Source organism: Rhodococcus sp. EPR-134, from assembly GCF_001647205.1.
GTDB classification, from domain to species: Bacteria; Actinomycetota; Actinomycetes; order Mycobacteriales; family Mycobacteriaceae; genus Rhodococcus_F; species Rhodococcus_F qingshengii.
Genome location: NZ_LVCT01000582.1, coordinates 1 through 17,034, shown reverse-complemented (window position 1 = coordinate 17,034; position 17,034 = coordinate 1). Strand labels below are relative to the sequence as shown.

Below are 17,034 nucleotides of genomic sequence, written 5' to 3'. Positions count from 1 at the left end.
TCGGAAGAGAACTCGGACTTGAGTACCTTGACGGCGACGCGACGGTTGAGCCGGGAGTCCGTGGCTTCCCACACCTGACCCATCCCACCGGTGGCGATGAGACGGATCAATCGGTAACGATCGGCGATCAAAGCGCCGTTGTTCAACGCCACGGTTCAGCCCCCTTGGATTCCGGCTGCGATGACTGCACGACCGATCGGCGCAGCAACCGAGCCACCGGTAGCGGCAAGTCCGCGGTCACCACCGTTCTCGACTATGACGGCCACGGCGACCGTCGGATTCTGCGCCGGTGCAAAAGCGATGTACCAGGCGTGCGGCGGAGTTTCCCGCGGGTTCACGCCGTGCTCCGCGGTACCGGTCTTGGACGCGATCTGAACGCCGGGAATCTTGCCGTCGCCGCCGGTGAAGTTCTCCGAGCCGATCATCAGATCGGTCAGCGTTGCCGCAACTGCCGGCGAGATCGCCTGACCCATCGACACCGGCGACGGTGTACTGAGATCGGTCAGATCCGGTGCCTGCAACTGGGAGATCAGGTTGGGCTGCATCCGCACTCCACCGTTGGCGACGGTCGCGGCGATCACTGCGTTCTCGAGCGGGGTCACCGCGACGTCACGCTGGCCGATGCTGGTCTGGCCGAGAGCCGCGTCGTCGGAGATGTCGCCGACCGTGCTGTCTGCAACCGGCAGCGGGATCGCGGGAGTGTTGGGTCCGATACCGAAGGCGCTGGCCTCGTCCTTGATGGCGTCGGCGCCGTCTTTGATGCCCAGTTCGACGAACGCCGTGTTGCACGAGCGCGCAAACGCGTCGCGCAACGACGCCGTCGGGTTGGGGCCGCACGTGCTGCCGTTGTAGTTCTCGAGGGTCGTGCTGGTGCCGGGCAGCGTGATCTGCGGAGCCGCGGTCAGCTGGTCGTCCGGCGTCGCACCGTTGCCAAGAGCTGCGGCCGTGGTGAGCACCTTGAACGTCGAGCCGGGTGGGTAGGTCTGCGAGATCGCGCGGTTGACCAGCGGATCGTTGGGATCGGCATTGAGCTCGTCCCATGCCTTCGTGGTTTCGGCGCCGTCGTGGCTGGCAAGCAGGTTCGGGTCGTAGCTCGGAGTGCTGACCATCGTCAGGATGCGTCCGGTGCTCGGCTCGATCGCGACGACGGACCCGGTGTAACCCTTGCTGGTCAGCTGGTCGTACGCCACCTGCTGCATGGCCGGATTTAGCGTCGTGACGACGTTGCCGCCGCGCGGATCGCGTCCGGACACCAGGTCGAAGAAGCGCTGACTGAACAGCCGGTTGTCCGAGCCGTTGAGAATCGGATCCTCGGTGCGCTCGAGACCGGCGCTGCCGTACTGCATCGAGTAGAAGCCCGTGACCGGGGCGTACGGGTACGGATTCGGATACTCGCGCAGGTACTTGTACCGGTCGTCGGTGGCGCGGGAGGCGGCAAGCACCTGACCGGAAGCCGAGATCTGACCTCGCTGGCGTGAGTACTCGTCGAGCAGCACCCGCGAGTTGCGCGGGTCGGCTCGCAGGTCGTCAGCTTTGATGACCTGTACGTACGTGGCGTTGGCGAGGAGCGCGACAACCATCACCATGACGGCCATCGCGACGCGGCGCAGTGGAGTGTTCATACGCGCGGCATCATCTCGGTATTGGCGTCAGCGATTGGGGGCGGACCTTTCTTCTTCGTCACTACCGGCGCACGAGCCGCGTCCGAGATCCGGACGAGGATGGCCAGCAGTAGGTAATTCGCGAGCAGCGACGAGCCGCCGTACGACATGAACGGTGTTGTCAGACCCGTCAGCGGGATCAGCTTGGTGACGCCGCCGACGACAACGAAGATCTGGATCGCGATGGTGAACGACAGACCGGCGGCGAGCAGTTTGCCGAAGCTGTCGCGCACTGCCAACGCCGTACGCAGGCCGCGCACGATGAGAAGCAGGAACAGCATCAGCACAGCGGCCAGGCCGATCAGGCCGAGCTCTTCGCCGATGGTCGCGATGATGAAGTCCGTCTTCGCGAACGGCACCTGGTTGGGGCGGCCGCTGCCCAGACCTGTTCCGGCGATACCGCCGGTGGCCAGGCCGAACAGCGATTGCGAGATCTGATACCCGGTATTGGCGTAGTCGCCGAGCGGGTCCAGCCAGGTGTCGACGCGCACGCGCACGTGTCCGAACATCTTGTAGGCGAAGAAGAATCCGATGGCGAGCAGTCCGCCGCCGATCACCAGCCAGCCCACACGCTCGGTCGCGATGTAGAGCATCACCAGCACGGTGCTGAAGAGCAGCAACGACGTACCGAGGTCTGTTTCGAAGACGAGAACGCCCACCGAGACGATCCAGGCGAGCAGGATCGGCCCGAGGTCGCGGGCACGCGGAAAGTCCATGCCCAGGAAGTGTTTACCGGCCGAGGTGAACAGGTCGCGCTTCGCGACGAGCACCGACGCGAAGAAGATGATGAGCAGGATCTTCGCGAACTCACCTGGCTGAATGCTGAATCCGGGCAGGCGAATCCAGATCTTCGCGCCGTTCACGCTCGAGAACTTCGCCGGCAGGATCGCGGGAATCGCCAGGAACACCAGGCCCGCGAGGCCGAGTGTGTAGCTGAACCGCGCCATCAGGCGGTAGTCCTTCAAGAACACGAGCAGCAGCACGAAACCGGTGATCGCCAATGCAGTCCACATGACCTGCTGGTTCGCATCCGGTGACGGTGCCTCGACGCCGTTGTAGAGCGCTGTCTGTTCGTCGGCGAGGTCGAGTCGGTGGATGAGCACCAACCCGAGGCCGTTGAGCAGGGCGACGATCGGCAGCAACAGCGGATCGGCGTACGGCGCATACCGCCGAATTGCCAAGTGCGCGATCAGGAACAAGCCCGTGTACGCGAGCGCGTACTTGGCCAGATCGAGAGTGATCTTCTGTTCCTGGCTCGCCTCGACGAGCAGAAGCGAGACCGTCGTGATGATGACGGCAAAGCCCAGGAGCAGCAGCTCCATGTTTCGACGGGTCGACTGGACCGGCGCCGGGGCAAAACCTCCGGGCGGACTCGGAAAAGCCGTCCCCGCAGCTGCGTTGGACGACATCAGTTGACCGTCCTGCAAGTCTGACCGGGAACTTCGGTCGGCGTCGGCGTAGTCGTGGGTGCTGCCGTCGTCGGTGCAGCAGGATCCGCGGGTGGTGCGGGGGGCGGCGTGGTCTCCGGTGCCGGCGGGGGAGTGGGCGTGGCCGTCGTCGTCGGAACCGGCTCACAACGAGGCAGCAGATCGCCGCCGATGAGACGGATCATCTGGCTCTGCGCATCTTCACGCTTGCCGGACGGCAGCCCGGCGCGCACCTGCTCCTGCGCAGACGGCTGCAGATCCGTCACTTCGAGGATGTTGCAGTTGCTGGGAATCGCGTCGGGGGAGACGAGGGTCAGGACGTCGTCGTCGCCGACGCAACCCACCAGATCCGCGTCTTGCAGCGAGTAGCCGAGCACCGAACCGGGGATTCCGCGCAGCACCGTCACGCGGCCGTTGTCTTCGCCGACGTAGTAGTTGTTGCGGATGACGGCGCGGCCGATCACAGCGCCGACGCCGACCAGCGCGATCAGCACCACGGCGAGGACCACCCACCACAACCGGTTCCGCTTCTTCTTCGGTTCCGGTTCGGGTTGGGAGACAACTCGCTTGGGCGTCGCGCGCGGCGGACGCATGGCAGCGGCGCGGCCGGCAGCAGTGTTGGGGGGAGGGGAGTCCTCTTCCTCTTCCGTCGACGCGGCACCCGCGACGATGGGATGCGACTGGCCGTAGTCGAGGTCGATGACATCGGCGACGACGACGGTGACGTTGTCGGGACCGCCGCTGCGCAGCGCCAATTCGATGAGACGGTCGGCGCACTGCTCCTGCGAGCCTTCACGCATCGTGTTCTCGATGGTCTCGTCGCTGACCACATCGGAGAGGCCGTCGGAGCAGAGCAGGTAACGATCGCCGGCGCGGGCTTCGCGCACGGTGAGCGTCGGCTCGATCTCGTTGCCGGTCAACGCCCGCATGATCAGGGATCGCTGCGGGTGCGTGTGTGCCTGCTCGGCGGTGATCCGACCCTCGTCGACCAACGACTGCACGAAAGTGTCGTCGCGGGTGATCTGCGTCAGGTGGTCGTCACGCAGCAGGTAGGCGCGTGAGTCGCCGATGTGGACCAGGCCGAGCTTGCTGCCGGAGAAGAGGATCGCGGTGAGCGTGGTGCCCATGCCGTCGAGTTCGGGTTCTTCCTCGACATGATCGGCGATGGAATCGTTGCCCTCGCGGGTGGCTGCCTCGAGCTTGCCGAGCAGATCCTCGCCGGGCTCGTCGTCGTCGAGATGCGCCAGGGCGGCGATCATCAACTGCGACGCGACCTCACCGGCCGCGTGTCCGCCCATACCGTCGGCCAAGGCCAGCAGACGGGCACCGGCGTACACGGAATCTTCGTTGTTGGAGCGCACGAGACCGCGGTCGCTGCGCGCCGCGTAGCGGAGAACAAGGGTCACGGGCGTAGCTCGATTACCGTCTTGCCGACGCGAACCGGGGTGCCCAGCGGGACGCGCACCGCAGTCGTGACCTTGGCGCGGTCCAGATAGGTGCCATTGGTCGAACCGAGATCCTCGACGTACCAATCAGCGCCGCGCTGCGAGAGCCGTGCATGGCGCGTCGACGCGTAATCGTCGGTGAGAACGAGCGTCGAATCGTCGGCGCGGCCGATCATGACGGGCTGAGAACCGAGGGTGATGCGGGTGCCGGCGAGGGCGCCCTGCGTGACCACCAGGTACCGAGGCACCTTGGCCTTGCCCAGCGAGGGCAGGACCTTTCCGGCGCGGGTGTACCGCGGCGGAACCCTGACCCCGGAGCCGGCATAGATGTCGGAGCGGAGAGTGCGGAGGACTGCCCAGACGAACAGCCACAGTAGGAGCAGGAAGCCCGCCCGTGTGAGTTGCAGAATCAGGCCCTGCACGGCTGTCCACCTCCTTCTATGGCTCGAGCCCCGCCGCAGCGGGGTTCGAGCATTGTCGACTGGCAGCATCATAGGGGGCTCTGGGCCCCGAAGATCACGATACTGACAGCCGCGTGACGGCGGCGCGCCGACGGACCGCCGAATGTTCGATTGTTATCGGAAAAATCCTGGCGTCCGTTTCTCAGCTCAGAGAATGCGAACCAGAATCTCCGAGTGACCTGCACGAATGATGTCGCCGTCTGCCAGCTGCCAGTCCTGGACCGGTGCGCCGTTGACGGTGGTGCCGTTCGTGGATCCCAGATCGGACAGCATCGCGGTGCGGCCGTCCCAACGGATGTCGATGTGGCGACGTGAGACGCCCGTGTCCGGGAGGCGGAACTGAGCTTCCTGGCCGCGGCCGATGACATTGCTGCCGTCGCGAAGCTGGAAGTGGCGTCCGCTGCCGTCCTCGAGCTGCAGGGTTGCCGTCAGGCTCTGGGCCGTCGGTGCGTAACCGCCCTGCGGCTGGGCGTAGCCCTGCTGCGGGTAGGCCTGCGTCTGCTCGAAGTTGCCGCCCTGCTCGTAGCCGGCCTGCTCGTACGGCTGCTGTGTGTACGCCTGCTGGTCGTAACCGCCCTGCTGGTAGCTCTGCTGGTCGTAACCCGGCTGATCGTAGGACTGGCCGTTGTACGGCTGCTGGTAACCCTGCTGGTCGTAGCCGCCCTGCTGGTAGCCCTGCTGGTCGTACCCACCCTGGTACGCCTGCTGGCCGTAGCCCTGCTGGTCGTACGGCTGCTGCTGCTGGTAACCCTGCTGGTCGTAGCCGCCGCCCTGCTGGTCATAACCCTGCTGGTCGTAACCGGCTTGCTCGTACGGCTGCTGCTGGTTCGGGTACGCCTGCTGGTCGTAGCCACCCTGCTGCTGGTTGTAGCCCTGCTGGTCGTCGCCCGTGCGGTAACCGTCGCCGCGGTCGTAACCGTTCTGGTACGGCGCTTCCTGGCCCTGCGGAGCGGCATAACCGCCGTCGTCGTGGGAGTACCCGTTCCGTGCCGGCTGCTGCGGTTCGGGCTGGCGACCCGCCGGTTCGCGGCTTGGTTCGTAGCCTGAGTTCTGCGTCATGGGGCCGGCTCCTGGTTGTGACGGGACTGGATTGGAAACAGGGGGAACAATCGGTGCGGGTCGCTGAGGCGGCCGTTGTGGAGGCCGCGACGAAACCTGCGGAACATGCGACGGCGGTGATGCCTGCTCGGCGTCACCATCCGGGTCGACGGTCCCGCGGGTGCGGAACTGACCGGTGTGGAGCGTAGGCGAAGGCTCGAAAGTGACCGAGATGTCGCCGTACGTCTGCCAACCCTGATCGCGGATGAAATCCTGCAGGTGTCGGCTGAAAGCCTTGGTCGTCAGTTCGCGATCAGCTGCCAACTCTTCGTGATCGGAGTTGTTGATGGTGATCACGTAGTTGTTGGGGGCGAGAAGGATTCCGCCGCCGAGGTGCTCGACGCGGTCACGTGCCTCCTGCTGGAGCGCCGCCTCTACTTCCTGCGGCACAACACCACCACCGAAGACCCGCGCGAATGCGTCGCCGACAGCTCCTTGGAGCTTTCGTTCGAAACGCTGCACGATGCCCATCGGGCCCTCCTCTCGCCTCGCATCTACGACGGCAAAATGCTCGGCAAGTAGCGCCGGCACCGCCTTGTCGCGTGTCGTCCAAACTGCTGTACAGGTTCCACGGTACTGTCAAATGTCGCTTCGGCAGTACCTGGCCGCTGTTTCAGCATGGTATCGGTTCTGGGCTTTCGGCTGCTCGGTGTTCACTGATTCGTGCCCTGATCTGCACGAATAGAACTTTCAAAGTTTGTCGTGATAATGTTTCGGCGTTGCTCGGGCGAGTGGCGGAATGGCAGACGCGCTGGCTTCAGGTGCCAGTGTCCTTCGGGACGTGGGGGTTCAAGTCCCCCTTCGCCCACCACAAGACGAGGCCACGAACTCATAAGAGTTGGTGGCCTCGTTTTTGTTGTCGGCTAACTGGTCGCAGCCTGAATGAATCTCAGAACGAAGTCCAATGCGGTGCCTGCAAACGAGTCGTTGACTGTTTGAGGGGCCGCGGCGGGCGCAGTGATCTGAGGGTTCATCATCCCTGGCGGCAGTGTGCCGGGTGGGAGATTGATGATGGCGTTGATGTCGTAGATGGTGTTGTCGGGACCGTTGGTCACCGAGAACGAGATACTGCCGAGGTCGACGATCGGAGTGTCGGCTGATGCAGTACCCACTGCACTGCCGAAGGTGATCGCGGCAGCGAGCGCGCAGACGCCGAGGGCCGCGGTGGTCCGGGACAAACGATTAGGTGTGTCGAGTCCATTCACAGATGTGCTCCCTTTCGTGGTGACAGCATCCCTGCACGGGACGCCGAGCAGCCAGGAGATTGCAACCACTATCGAGGAAGATAACGGACATTCACCCCATGGCGGGGTGGTTCGGCACCGGTTGCTTGGACAACGGATCTGAGTCGATTCTCAAGTCGAGCGAGGACTGCGCGCGAGTTTTCGCGTGAACGAAGGCCCTGTATCGACTAGTGAATTCCGAATCGTCCATCGCGGCAGGCCGATTGAACAACTCGCTGGCTCTGGGCACCACGTTCGGCGCGGCCACGTCAGACCTGGAGCTGGCCACGACGTTCTCGCTCATCGCGCGCTCGATCTGTTGTCCACTTGCGAGAAGTGCCTTTCCCGAATCCTGGGGGCGGGGCTGACATTTCCTGGCCGGACTCTCGTGGCGGCACACGTCGGGCCGCCGGTGCCGGTCAGCACGAGACCCGGTTCAACCGACCGTGGCCGATCGCGAGCGCTCCACCGAATAAGACCGCGCGAATACTACGATCATTCGTACTTATCGAAGTATTCGTCTTCCAGCCAGCCAGCCAGCCAGCCAGCCAGCCAGCGACGACGACCGCCCGGTGAACCAGATTCCCCATACGTGGTGATATCCGACCTCTCTAGCCGCTCTAGCCGCGTCGGTTCACTCACGGGTTCTCTGGAAGAGAAGGTCGAGTACCTGCAGGCGTTCGCTCTCGCTCAGCAAGACTGACAGGGGCGACATGTTCGCATCTCGAAGTCGGTCTCGGTTTCGGAGATGTGGATCCTGCGACGGTGCCGATTTCGTTGTCCGCGACGATGCGTTCCCACTGGTCCACGCAGTGGTGGAGAGTGTTCCCGTGAATGTAGTCACGGTTGGTCTGCAATCTGCGTGCACCTTGTCGGTGTTGATCGAGAGGTGTGCGCGGTCGATTTTGACCAGGGTTGCTTCGTGTACGACTTTCTTCCGGACGACTCTCAGCGGAACTGCGGATATCTGCGACTCCCTGCATCCTGGATATCCCAGTGCTAAACAGGCAGTTTGTCCGATCGGTGTATCTGTTTTGCGGTCTACGCCACGGCCATCGGAATATCGTCGGGATAGTCGGCCCCGACACTCACCGGCATCTTGCCTAGCACCGTGCCAAATAATTCGGGAGCTACAGTAAGAGACTTGGTCGTCTCTTACCAGCAGTGGTGTGAATAGACCATTGCATTTTGCCGTCGCCCCTAATCCACCCATTCGCGATTGATGCCTTACGAAGCGCCCCGATGTCGAGTAGAACGCCGAGCCTTTGATGAAATGCCGGTTGCCGAGCGACGCCGTTCGGAGTGATCCTGTGAATACCGATGTTGCCGGCATCGAAATGTTCGAGACGCTGTTGCAGCCCTCTGATCACCCCTCGTGCTGATAGACCGACTGTGGAACCTGCCCAGCCACGCTCACAAGCGTCGGCGACGGTTCTATCCGTTCCGTAGGCTCTATCCGTTCCGTAGGCCGTCGCCACTCGCCGTTCGCGGTGAGCGCATCCGAGTGGACCCACCGACTAACGATCCTCCCGGACGGGCTCAGCGCAGCTGGCACACTACGGAACCGGTTGCCGTCCTCGTCAGTGAACTCGATTGGCACGAACCCGTAAGTGCTGTTGACGATCTCTTTGTTGGAGATGAACTGGAATTCTTGGACTTCGCCCGCACCGAGAAACGCAGGAGGATGTGTGTCTGCGGCCATTGGTATCGATAGCGTGACGGTGTTCGCGGGTGCCCCAGCAACCAAGGCCGTGAGAACACGTCCGACGCGGACGTCATAGATCGAGTCATCCGATCGGTTCGCCACCGATACCGCCCATCCAAGCGGATAGTGAGGGGCTACAACGGTCTGAGTCGGTTCGATTCGCACTTCGACCCGCCCCGCGCGGCGAAGAGCACGAGAACGTCTGTCTTCCTCTTGCACATTCCGGGCCCGTAATAGTTGCCGCAGTGTCATATACGCAGCCCCGGCCGCCGCTGCAGACGCCAGACCTCCAACCCAAGTACCAAGCGCTCCGTATTGGATGCCCAGCCCGAACATCCGATTTACAGAGATGAAGCACAGCAATAGGCCAGCCAGCGAGAGTGAAAGGGCCAGGGCGCCGAGTGCCCGAGAAGTCGATTGAGTCGTACGACGAGGTGTGTTCTCCACCTAGCTACGATATTCGCAGGTACCGACATACCTGGCGCCGTGGATTTTTCCGGGCGCTGCTAGGAAGACATACGTGCCGGTGCCGCGATAATCGCATCTAGCTTGGTTGCGGCTGACGGAGAACATCATCTCACTGACATGAGGAATCTCCGCCACCTATCAGCCGCAGTCTATTTCCTGGAATTGAGACATCCGCTCGTTCTGCGTGGGATCAGGTGTTGGTCCAGCCCACTGCGTCTCAGAAGTACGTGCCAAAACTAGAGTCTCACGATTGAGTGATGTGGCGACTTGTGGGACGTTTCGGACCTATGAGTGCCCCGGCTTGAACCGGATACTTCGTCGGCCACCCCCGCGCAAGCGCTGGCCGTGTCCTTGATGAGCGGAATGCACTCTTGTCGAGGATAGATCGATATTCGGCATCTGGTCAGCCGCGGCGATTGCGCAGGTGGAGTGTGTCGAAAACCCGCGTCGACAATCAACGTCGAATCGCTGCGGGCGTCCGGGGTTTCCGACGGCATTGAAGGCGATCGAACCCCGTTGATTGCAGATCAGTTCGCATGTCAGCGCGCAGAGGTGGTGTGTGGAGATGGACAGACACGGTTGGTGAGCGGTCATCCTCCACCTGAATATTTAAGTGGCCATGGCGACGGAGGATCGGCTCTAACTTCGTGATCCGATCCATCTGTACCGCGGTGAAGCCATTATTTCGGCCGCAACCCGGCGGGATTGAACCGAGCTGAGAACCTGGGTAAGCGCATCGGGGATCGGGCGTTCGACCCGTACAAAGTTCCATGTCGATGGTATTGCGAGTTTCCATTCGTCGTCGATGTGGACCAATGCCAGTCGTTCTCGCCAGCGGTCGCTATCTGAAGCGACCCAGCCGGCGCCAAACAGGGTCAGTTCAACCTCTTGTTCAGAGGCGCGGCCGGAACGCAGGCGTGCTCGAATTACGGCCCGTTTGTGTATCGGGCGTGTCCGACAGAAGTTCGCCGTTTCCTTGGACCGTGACGATGGGTTCACGTGTGTCCGAAATGTCGTCCCCATCGGGGACGCCTCAACCCAGCGCCGCCCGCGCAGCATTGAACCCACCCATCCCGTGAACCCCGCCGCCCGGGGGAGTCGCGGACGAGCAGAGGTACACGCCCGGGGCCCCGGTGGCATAGGGGTCCAGCCCGAACCGGGGGCGCGCGATGATCTGCCGCGCAGTGTTCGCCCCCGCGGAGATGTCGCCACCCACGTAGTTGGGGTTGTACGCCTGCATCTGCGGCACATTGCGCACATGGACGCCCACGATCCGGTCCCGGAACCCCGGCGCAAACCGCTCGATCTGACGCGTCACTGCATCGGTCGCGTCGCCCGGATAGCCATGCGGCACATGCGCATACGCCCAGACCGGATGGATGTCTCCGACGGAACGGGAAGGGTCGGCCAAGAACTGCTGGCCCAACAGAATGAAGGGCTTGTCCGGCATCTGACCCCGAACGGTCTGGCGTTCGACAGCAGCAGTCTCCGAAATCGTCCCGGACAGATGCAGGGTGCCGGCCTTGCGGGCGTGCGGATTCGTCCACGGCACGACGCCCCCGTCGGAATCACCACGCACGGCGTAGTCGACCTTGTAGGCGGCGGTGCCGTAGCGGAATTTGCGGTAGGCCCGTGCGATGCGGTCGGGCTGGCGACCGTCGAGCAGACGACCGGCCGCGTCGGGGGCGATGTCGAGCATGACGATGTCGTAGTCGGCGATCTGGGAGTAGTTGGTGACCCAGTTCCCGGTTTCGATGGTGCCACCGAGGCTTCGCAGGATCGACGCGAGGGCGGCTGCAATTGAGCCCGAACCACCTTGTGCCACAGGCCAACCGTGAGCATGGGCTCCAGCAGTGAGCATCGAGCCGACGGCGCTGGACAGGGGAAGGGTGAGCGTCCCGAACATGTGCGCCGCGACGCCGCCGAACAGTGCCCGCGCCTGTGGGGTCTTGAACATCCGCGCGAAACCCGTCGCGGGAAGCAGAGCACCTGTCCCGAAACGGGCGAGCATCAGCGGGTGCTTCGGGACGTGGACGATCGGCTGGAAGACGTCCTGCACCAACTCGTCGAAGTTCTCGGAGAGGTATCCGAAGACGTCGAGCCAGCGCTTGCCGTCGCCACCCAGTCCGTCAGCGGTCCGGTTGATGTCGCGCCAGAGAACCCCGGCGGTGCCGTCGTCGAGTGGATGGGCCAGATCGATCTCGGGCCACAGCCACGTCAGGCCGTGCTTGGCGAGCCCGAATTCGCGGTCGAGTTCCTTGAAGTAAGGAGAAGCCAAGGCTGTGGGATGGAAGGCGGAGCAATCGTCGTGGACGAGTCCGTCGACTATGTATTCGCTACTGCGGGTGCCGCCGCCGATCTTGTCCGCACCCTCGATGACATGGACGTCGATTCCGGCGCGGGCGAGTTCGATCGCCGCCGCGAGACCGTTGGGGCCACTGCCCACCACTACTGCTGTTGTCATTTGCGCTTCGCCACCCGTCTTCTCAAGGGTGAGCCTACGGAAATTACAGCGATGGCATTCTGCGAGCAAACAATTCAGGCCTAGACCTTGGTTGATCGATCAACTTTTGTTACAGTTCGAGGCGCACTGGCCGCAGCTGATTCTTATCGCTGCGGCCAGTTGTTGCATTTATCGCCTGTCGCGCCTGTTTCCTGCGGATTCGGTATCCTGTGAATCGGAACTTCTCTGCACAGACGCAGCTCCGAAATCTGTCGAGGGGCCTTCTGGCTCCCTGCATCGCCGCAGTTCAGAGCAATTATAGGGCTACCTTAGTTGCGCCCGTGCCGGGGTTCTGAATTATCGTTTTCGTTACACGGTTGACTCACAAAAGTTTCAACCGACCGAAGACTCACGTCGCCGGGTGCCAGAACGCACACCATCGCGTCTGCGCAGGGCGGCTACTTCGGTGGTACCGAACACATCGTCGTGTCGGTGCTTTGAAGGACTTGCATTGCAAGTTGATGGCCATCAGCGCTGCTGGTCGTCGGTGCATCTTTATGGCATACGAAGGCTGGGTATGAAGCAACTTCCAGGCCCCCAGGGCCTCTATCACCCGTCCAATGAGCACGACTCCTGTGGAGTCGCATTTGTTGTCGACATGCATGGTCGCCGCAGCAGGGACATCGTCGAAAAGGCGATCACCGCTCTGGTCAACCTCGAGCATCGCGGCGCTGCCGGATCCGAACCCAACACGGGTGACGGTGCGGGCATTCTGCTGCAGGTTCCCGACAAGTTCTTCCGAGCTGTCGTGGACTTCGCGCTGCCCGCCGAAGGCGCGTACGCAACCGGTATCGCATTCCTCCCGCAGGGCGATGCCGATGCACACGAGGCTGCTGCTGCAGTCGAGAAGATCGTCGTCGAAGAGGGCCTGAAGGTTCTCGGCTGGCGCGAGGTCGGAACCGACGACTCATCGCTGGGCGCACTGGCGCGCGACGCGATGCCGACGTTCCGTCAGATCTTCATCGGCTCCGAGGGTGACAAGTACACCGGCATGGATCTCGAGCGTCATGCATACGTGGTGCGTAAGCGCACCGAGCACGAGCTCGGCTCCGAAGGCGCCGGCAAGGGTGGCCCGGGTAGCGAGACCGTGTACTTCCCCAGCCTGTCCGGCCAGACGTTCGTCTACAAGGGCATGCTCACCACCCCGCAGCTCAAGGGTTTCTACCTCGATTTGCAGGACGATCGTGTCGAGAGCGCACTGGGCCTGGTCCACTCGCGCTTCTCCACCAACACGTTCCCGTCGTGGCCGCTGGCGCACCCGTTCCGCCGGGTCGCTCACAACGGTGAAATCAACACCGTCACCGGCAACGAGAACTGGATGCGCGCTCGCGAGTCCCTGATCGACAGTGACGTCTTCGGCGGCCGCGAGAACCTGGAGAAGATCTTCCCGATCTGCACCCAGGGCGCCAGTGACACCGCTCGTTTCGACGAGGTGCTCGAGATGCTGCACCTCGCCGGCCGCAGCCTGCCGCACGCAGTTCTCATGATGATCCCGGAAGCCTGGGAGAAGCACGAGAGCATGGACCCCGCTCGTCGGGCGTTCTACGAGTACCACTCGGCACTCATGGAGCCCTGGGACGGACCGGCGTCGGTGTGCTTCACCGACGGCACCGTCATCGGCGCCGTGCTGGACCGCAACGGTCTGCGTCCGTCGCGTCTGTGGATCACCGAAGACGGCCTCGTCGTCATGGCGTCGGAGGTCGGCGTCCTGCCGATCGATCCGTCCACCGTGGTCCGCAAGGTCCGCCTCCAGCCCGGTCGCATGTTCCTCGTGGACACCGCGCAGGGCCGGGTCATCAGCGACGAGGAACTGAAGAACGAACTCGCTGCCGAGCACCCGTACCAGCAGTGGATCGACGAAGGTCTGATCCACATGGACGACCTGCCGGACCGTCCGTACACGTACATGTCGCACGAGCGCGTCGTGCTGCGTCAGCAGCTCTTCGGTTTCACCAACGAAGAGGTCAACCTGCTGGTCAAGCCGATGGCTCTCTCCGGTGCCGAGGCACTGGGCTCGATGGGTACCGACACTCCGATCGCCGTGCTCTCGTCACGTCCGCGGATGCTGTTCGACTACTTCTCGCAGCTCTTCGCTCAGGTCACCAACCCGCCTCTCGACGCGATCCGTGAAGAGGTCGTCACCAGCCTCGGCGCGACCATCGGCCCCGAGGGCGACCTGCTGCACCCGAATGCGGACTCCTGCAAGCAGATTGCGCTCCCGCAGCCGATCCTGCACAACGACGACCTGTCGAAGCTCGTTCACGTCAACGACGACGGCGAATTCCCGGGCTTCCGCAGTGTCGTGATCCGCGGCCTGTACCCCGTCAAGGAAGGCGGCGACGGTATCCGTCGTGCGCTCGAGGGCATCAAGTACCAGGTCTCGCAGGCAATCGAGGGTGGCGCACGCATCGTCGTGCTCTCGGACCGTGAGTCCACCGAGGACTACGCGCCGATCCCGTCGCTGCTCCTCACCTCGGCCGTGCACCACCACCTGGTTCGTGAGAAGTCGCGCACCAAGGTCGGCCTCATCGTCGAGGCCGGCGACGCCCGCGAGGTGCACCACATGGCGCTCCTCATCGGCTTCGGTGCCGCAGCGGTCAACCCGTACATGGCTTTCGAGACCATCGACGAGTTCCTGCAGAACGGCGAGCTCGAGGGTCTGACCCTCGAGAAGGGCATCGCGAACTACATCAAGGCAGCCGGCAAGGGTGTCCTGAAGGTGATGTCCAAGATGGGCATCTCGACGCTCGCGTCGTACACCGGTGCTCAGTTGTTCCAGGTCATCGGCCTCTCGCAGGAGCTGACGGACGAGTACTTCACCGGTCTGCAGTCGCAGCTCGGTGGCATCGGCCTCGACCAGATCGCAGCCGACGTCCAGGCACGTCACGCCGTCGCATACCTCGATCGCCCCGAAGAGCGCGCTCACCGCGAGCTCGAGGTCGGCGGCGAGTACCAGTGGCGTCGTGAAGGCGAGTACCACCTGTTCAACCCGGACACCGTCTTCAAGCTCCAGCACGCAACTCGCACAGGTCAGTACGAGGTGTTCAAGGAGTACACGACCATGGTCAACGACCAGTCGGAGCGCCTTGCCGCTCTGCGTGGTCTGTTCGACTTCAACATCGGCAAGCGGCCGTCGATCTCGATCGACGAGGTCGAGCCGGCCAGCGAGATCGTCAAGCGTTTCTCGACGGGTGCGATGAGCTACGGCTCCATCTCCGCCGAGGCTCACGAGACTCTCGCCATCGCGATGAACCGTCTGGGCGCCCGCTCCAATTCCGGTGAGGGCGGCGAACATCCGTCGCGCTTCACGCCGGACGAGAACGGCGATCTGCGTCGCAGTGCCATCAAGCAGGTCGCGTCGGGACGCTTCGGTGTCACCTCGCACTACCTGAGCAACTGCACCGACATCCAGATCAAGATGGCGCAGGGAGCCAAGCCCGGTGAGGGCGGCCAGCTTCCGGCTCACAAGGTGTACCCGTGGGTGGCCGAGGTTCGGCACTCCACGCCTGGCGTCGGGCTGATTTCGCCGCCGCCGCACCACGACATCTACTCGATCGAGGATCTCGCTCAGCTGATCCACGACCTGAAGAACGCCAACCCGCAGGCCCGCATCCACGTGAAGCTGGTCTCCGAGGTCGGCGTCGGAACCGTCGCGGCCGGTGTCTCCAAGGCACATGCCGACGTCGTTCTGATCTCCGGTCACGACGGCGGCACCGGTGCCACCCCGCTGACCTCCGTCAAGCACGCGGGCGCACCGTGGGAACTCGGCCTCGCCGAGACCCAGCAGACGTTGCTGCTCAACGGTCTCCGTGACCGCATCGTCGTGCAGGTCGACGGCCAGCTCAAGACGGGTCGCGACGTCGTCGTCGCTGCCCTGCTCGGCGGCGAGGAGTTCGGTTTCGCCACCGCACCGCTGGTTGTCTCGGGCTGCATCATGATGCGCGTCTGCCATCTCGACACCTGCCCCGTCGGTGTCGCGACGCAGAACCCGTTGCTGCGTCAGCGTTTCAGTGGCAAGCCGGAATTCGTCGAGAACTTCTTCATGTTCATCGCCGAAGAGGTTCGCGAGCTTCTCGCGGAACTCGGTTTCCGCACGCTGCTCGAAGCCGTCGGCCAGGTCGACATGCTGGACACCACGCGCGCTCTCGATCACTGGAAGGGAAGCAAGGCAGGCAATCTCGATCTGTCGCCGATCCTCACCCAGGTCGAGTCCGCGTTCATGGACCAGGACGTCCACTGCACCGGCACGCAGGATCACGGTCTCGACAAGGCGCTCGATCAGCAGCTGATCGTCTCGGCCCGCAACGCACTCGACAAGGGTGAGGCGGTCTCCTTCGAGTCCGCGATCACCAACGTCAACCGCACGGTCGGCACCATGCTCGGCCACGAGGTCACCAAGGCGTTCGGTGGAGAGGGCTTGCCCGAGGGCACCATCGACATCACGTTCACCGGTTCCGCCGGTAACAGCTTCGGTGCTTTCGTGCCCAGCGGTATGACCCTGCGCCTGCACGGCGACGCCAACGACTTCGTCGGCAAGGGCCTTTCGGGTGGACGCATCGTCGTACGCCCGCCGCTGGATGCAGCGGAAGGCTTTGTCGCCGAGGACAACATCATCGGTGGCAACGTCATCCTGTTCGGCGCCACCAGCGGCGAGGCTCTGCTTCGCGGTGTCGTCGGCGAACGCTTCGCAGTCCGTAACTCCGGCGCCACTGCCGTCGTCGAGGGTGTGGGCGATCATGGTTGCGAGTACATGACGGGTGGAAAGGTGGTCATCCTCGGAGCCACCGGACGTAACTTCGGCGCCGGCATGTCCGGTGGCGTCGCGTACATCTACAACCCCGACAAGGCATTCGAGAAGAACCTCAACACCGAACTGGTGGACCTCGAGGATCTTTCGGGCGACGACTTCACCTGGTTGAAGGGCGCCATCGAACGTCATCGCGACGAAACCGGCTCCGAGGTTGCAACGCGCATCCTCGCTGACTGGTCGCAGCAGGTGGGTCACTTCGCAAAGGTGATGCCCCGCGACTACAAGAAGGTTCT

General features: G+C 63.4%; 8 protein-coding genes, 1 tRNA gene and 1 pseudogene. 2 read left to right on the top strand and 8 right to left on the bottom strand.

Annotated elements, in window-relative coordinates; translation table 11 throughout:
• From A2J01_RS36035 to A2J01_RS25670, 6 genes and pseudogenes are all read right to left on the bottom strand, one after another.
• Positions 1–152: pseudogene (locus tag A2J01_RS36035) on the bottom strand (serine/threonine protein kinase); the annotation flags it as partial.
• A gap of 3 nt (positions 153–155) precedes the next feature.
• On the bottom strand, positions 156–1,622 hold the full coding sequence (locus tag A2J01_RS25690; RefSeq protein ID WP_007735774.1) for a peptidoglycan D,D-transpeptidase FtsI family protein: 1,467 nt from the start codon (positions 1,620–1,622) through the stop codon (positions 156–158).
• Positions 1,619–3,070 carry an FtsW/RodA/SpoVE family cell cycle protein gene (locus tag A2J01_RS25685; RefSeq protein WP_007735775.1) on the bottom strand — a complete coding sequence of 484 codons (1,452 nt, stop codon included), beginning with the start codon at positions 3,068–3,070 and terminating at the stop codon, positions 1,619–1,621. The genes A2J01_RS25690 and A2J01_RS25685 overlap by 4 nt, the downstream gene beginning before the upstream one ends.
• The gene (locus A2J01_RS25680) at positions 3,070–4,494 is read right to left on the bottom strand and encodes a PP2C family protein-serine/threonine phosphatase (protein WP_064113875.1); all 1,425 of its coding nucleotides are present in this window, start codon (positions 4,492–4,494) and stop codon (positions 3,070–3,072) included. Before A2J01_RS25680 ends, A2J01_RS25685 begins: the two co-directional genes overlap by 1 nt.
• Positions 4,491–4,955, bottom strand: coding sequence for an FHA domain-containing protein FhaB/FipA (locus tag A2J01_RS25675; protein WP_003943418.1), 465 nt, complete (start codon positions 4,953–4,955; stop codon positions 4,491–4,493). Before A2J01_RS25675 ends, A2J01_RS25680 begins: the two co-directional genes overlap by 4 nt.
• 186 nt (positions 4,956–5,141) lie before the next feature.
• A complete protein-coding gene (locus A2J01_RS25670) occupies positions 5,142–6,563 on the bottom strand; it encodes a DUF3662 and FHA domain-containing protein (RefSeq protein ID WP_064113874.1) in 1,422 nt (473 codons plus the stop codon).
• 254 nt (positions 6,564–6,817) lie between these two features.
• On the opposite strand from A2J01_RS25670, the gene A2J01_RS25665 reads away from it, so the two are divergent.
• A tRNA-Leu gene (locus A2J01_RS25665) sits at positions 6,818–6,903 on the top strand.
• Between the two features lie 52 nt (positions 6,904–6,955).
• Here A2J01_RS25665 and A2J01_RS25660 read toward each other — a convergent pair.
• Together A2J01_RS25660 and A2J01_RS25650 are read right to left on the bottom strand one after the other, a co-directional pair.
• Positions 6,956–7,297 (bottom strand): hypothetical protein, encoded by a 342-nt coding sequence (locus A2J01_RS25660; RefSeq protein ID WP_064113877.1) that lies wholly within the window; start codon positions 7,295–7,297, stop codon positions 6,956–6,958.
• Between the two features lie 3,224 nt (positions 7,298–10,521).
• Positions 10,522–11,952, bottom strand: coding sequence for a phytoene desaturase family protein (locus A2J01_RS25650; protein WP_064113872.1), 1,431 nt, complete (start codon positions 11,950–11,952; stop codon positions 10,522–10,524).
• A gap of 556 nt (positions 11,953–12,508) precedes the next feature.
• On the opposite strand from A2J01_RS25650, the gene gltB reads away from it, so the two are divergent.
• Positions 12,509–17,034, top strand: a 4,526-nt coding sequence (gltB, locus tag A2J01_RS25645; RefSeq protein ID WP_064113876.1) for a glutamate synthase large subunit, incomplete at its 3' end; no start/stop codon positions are given.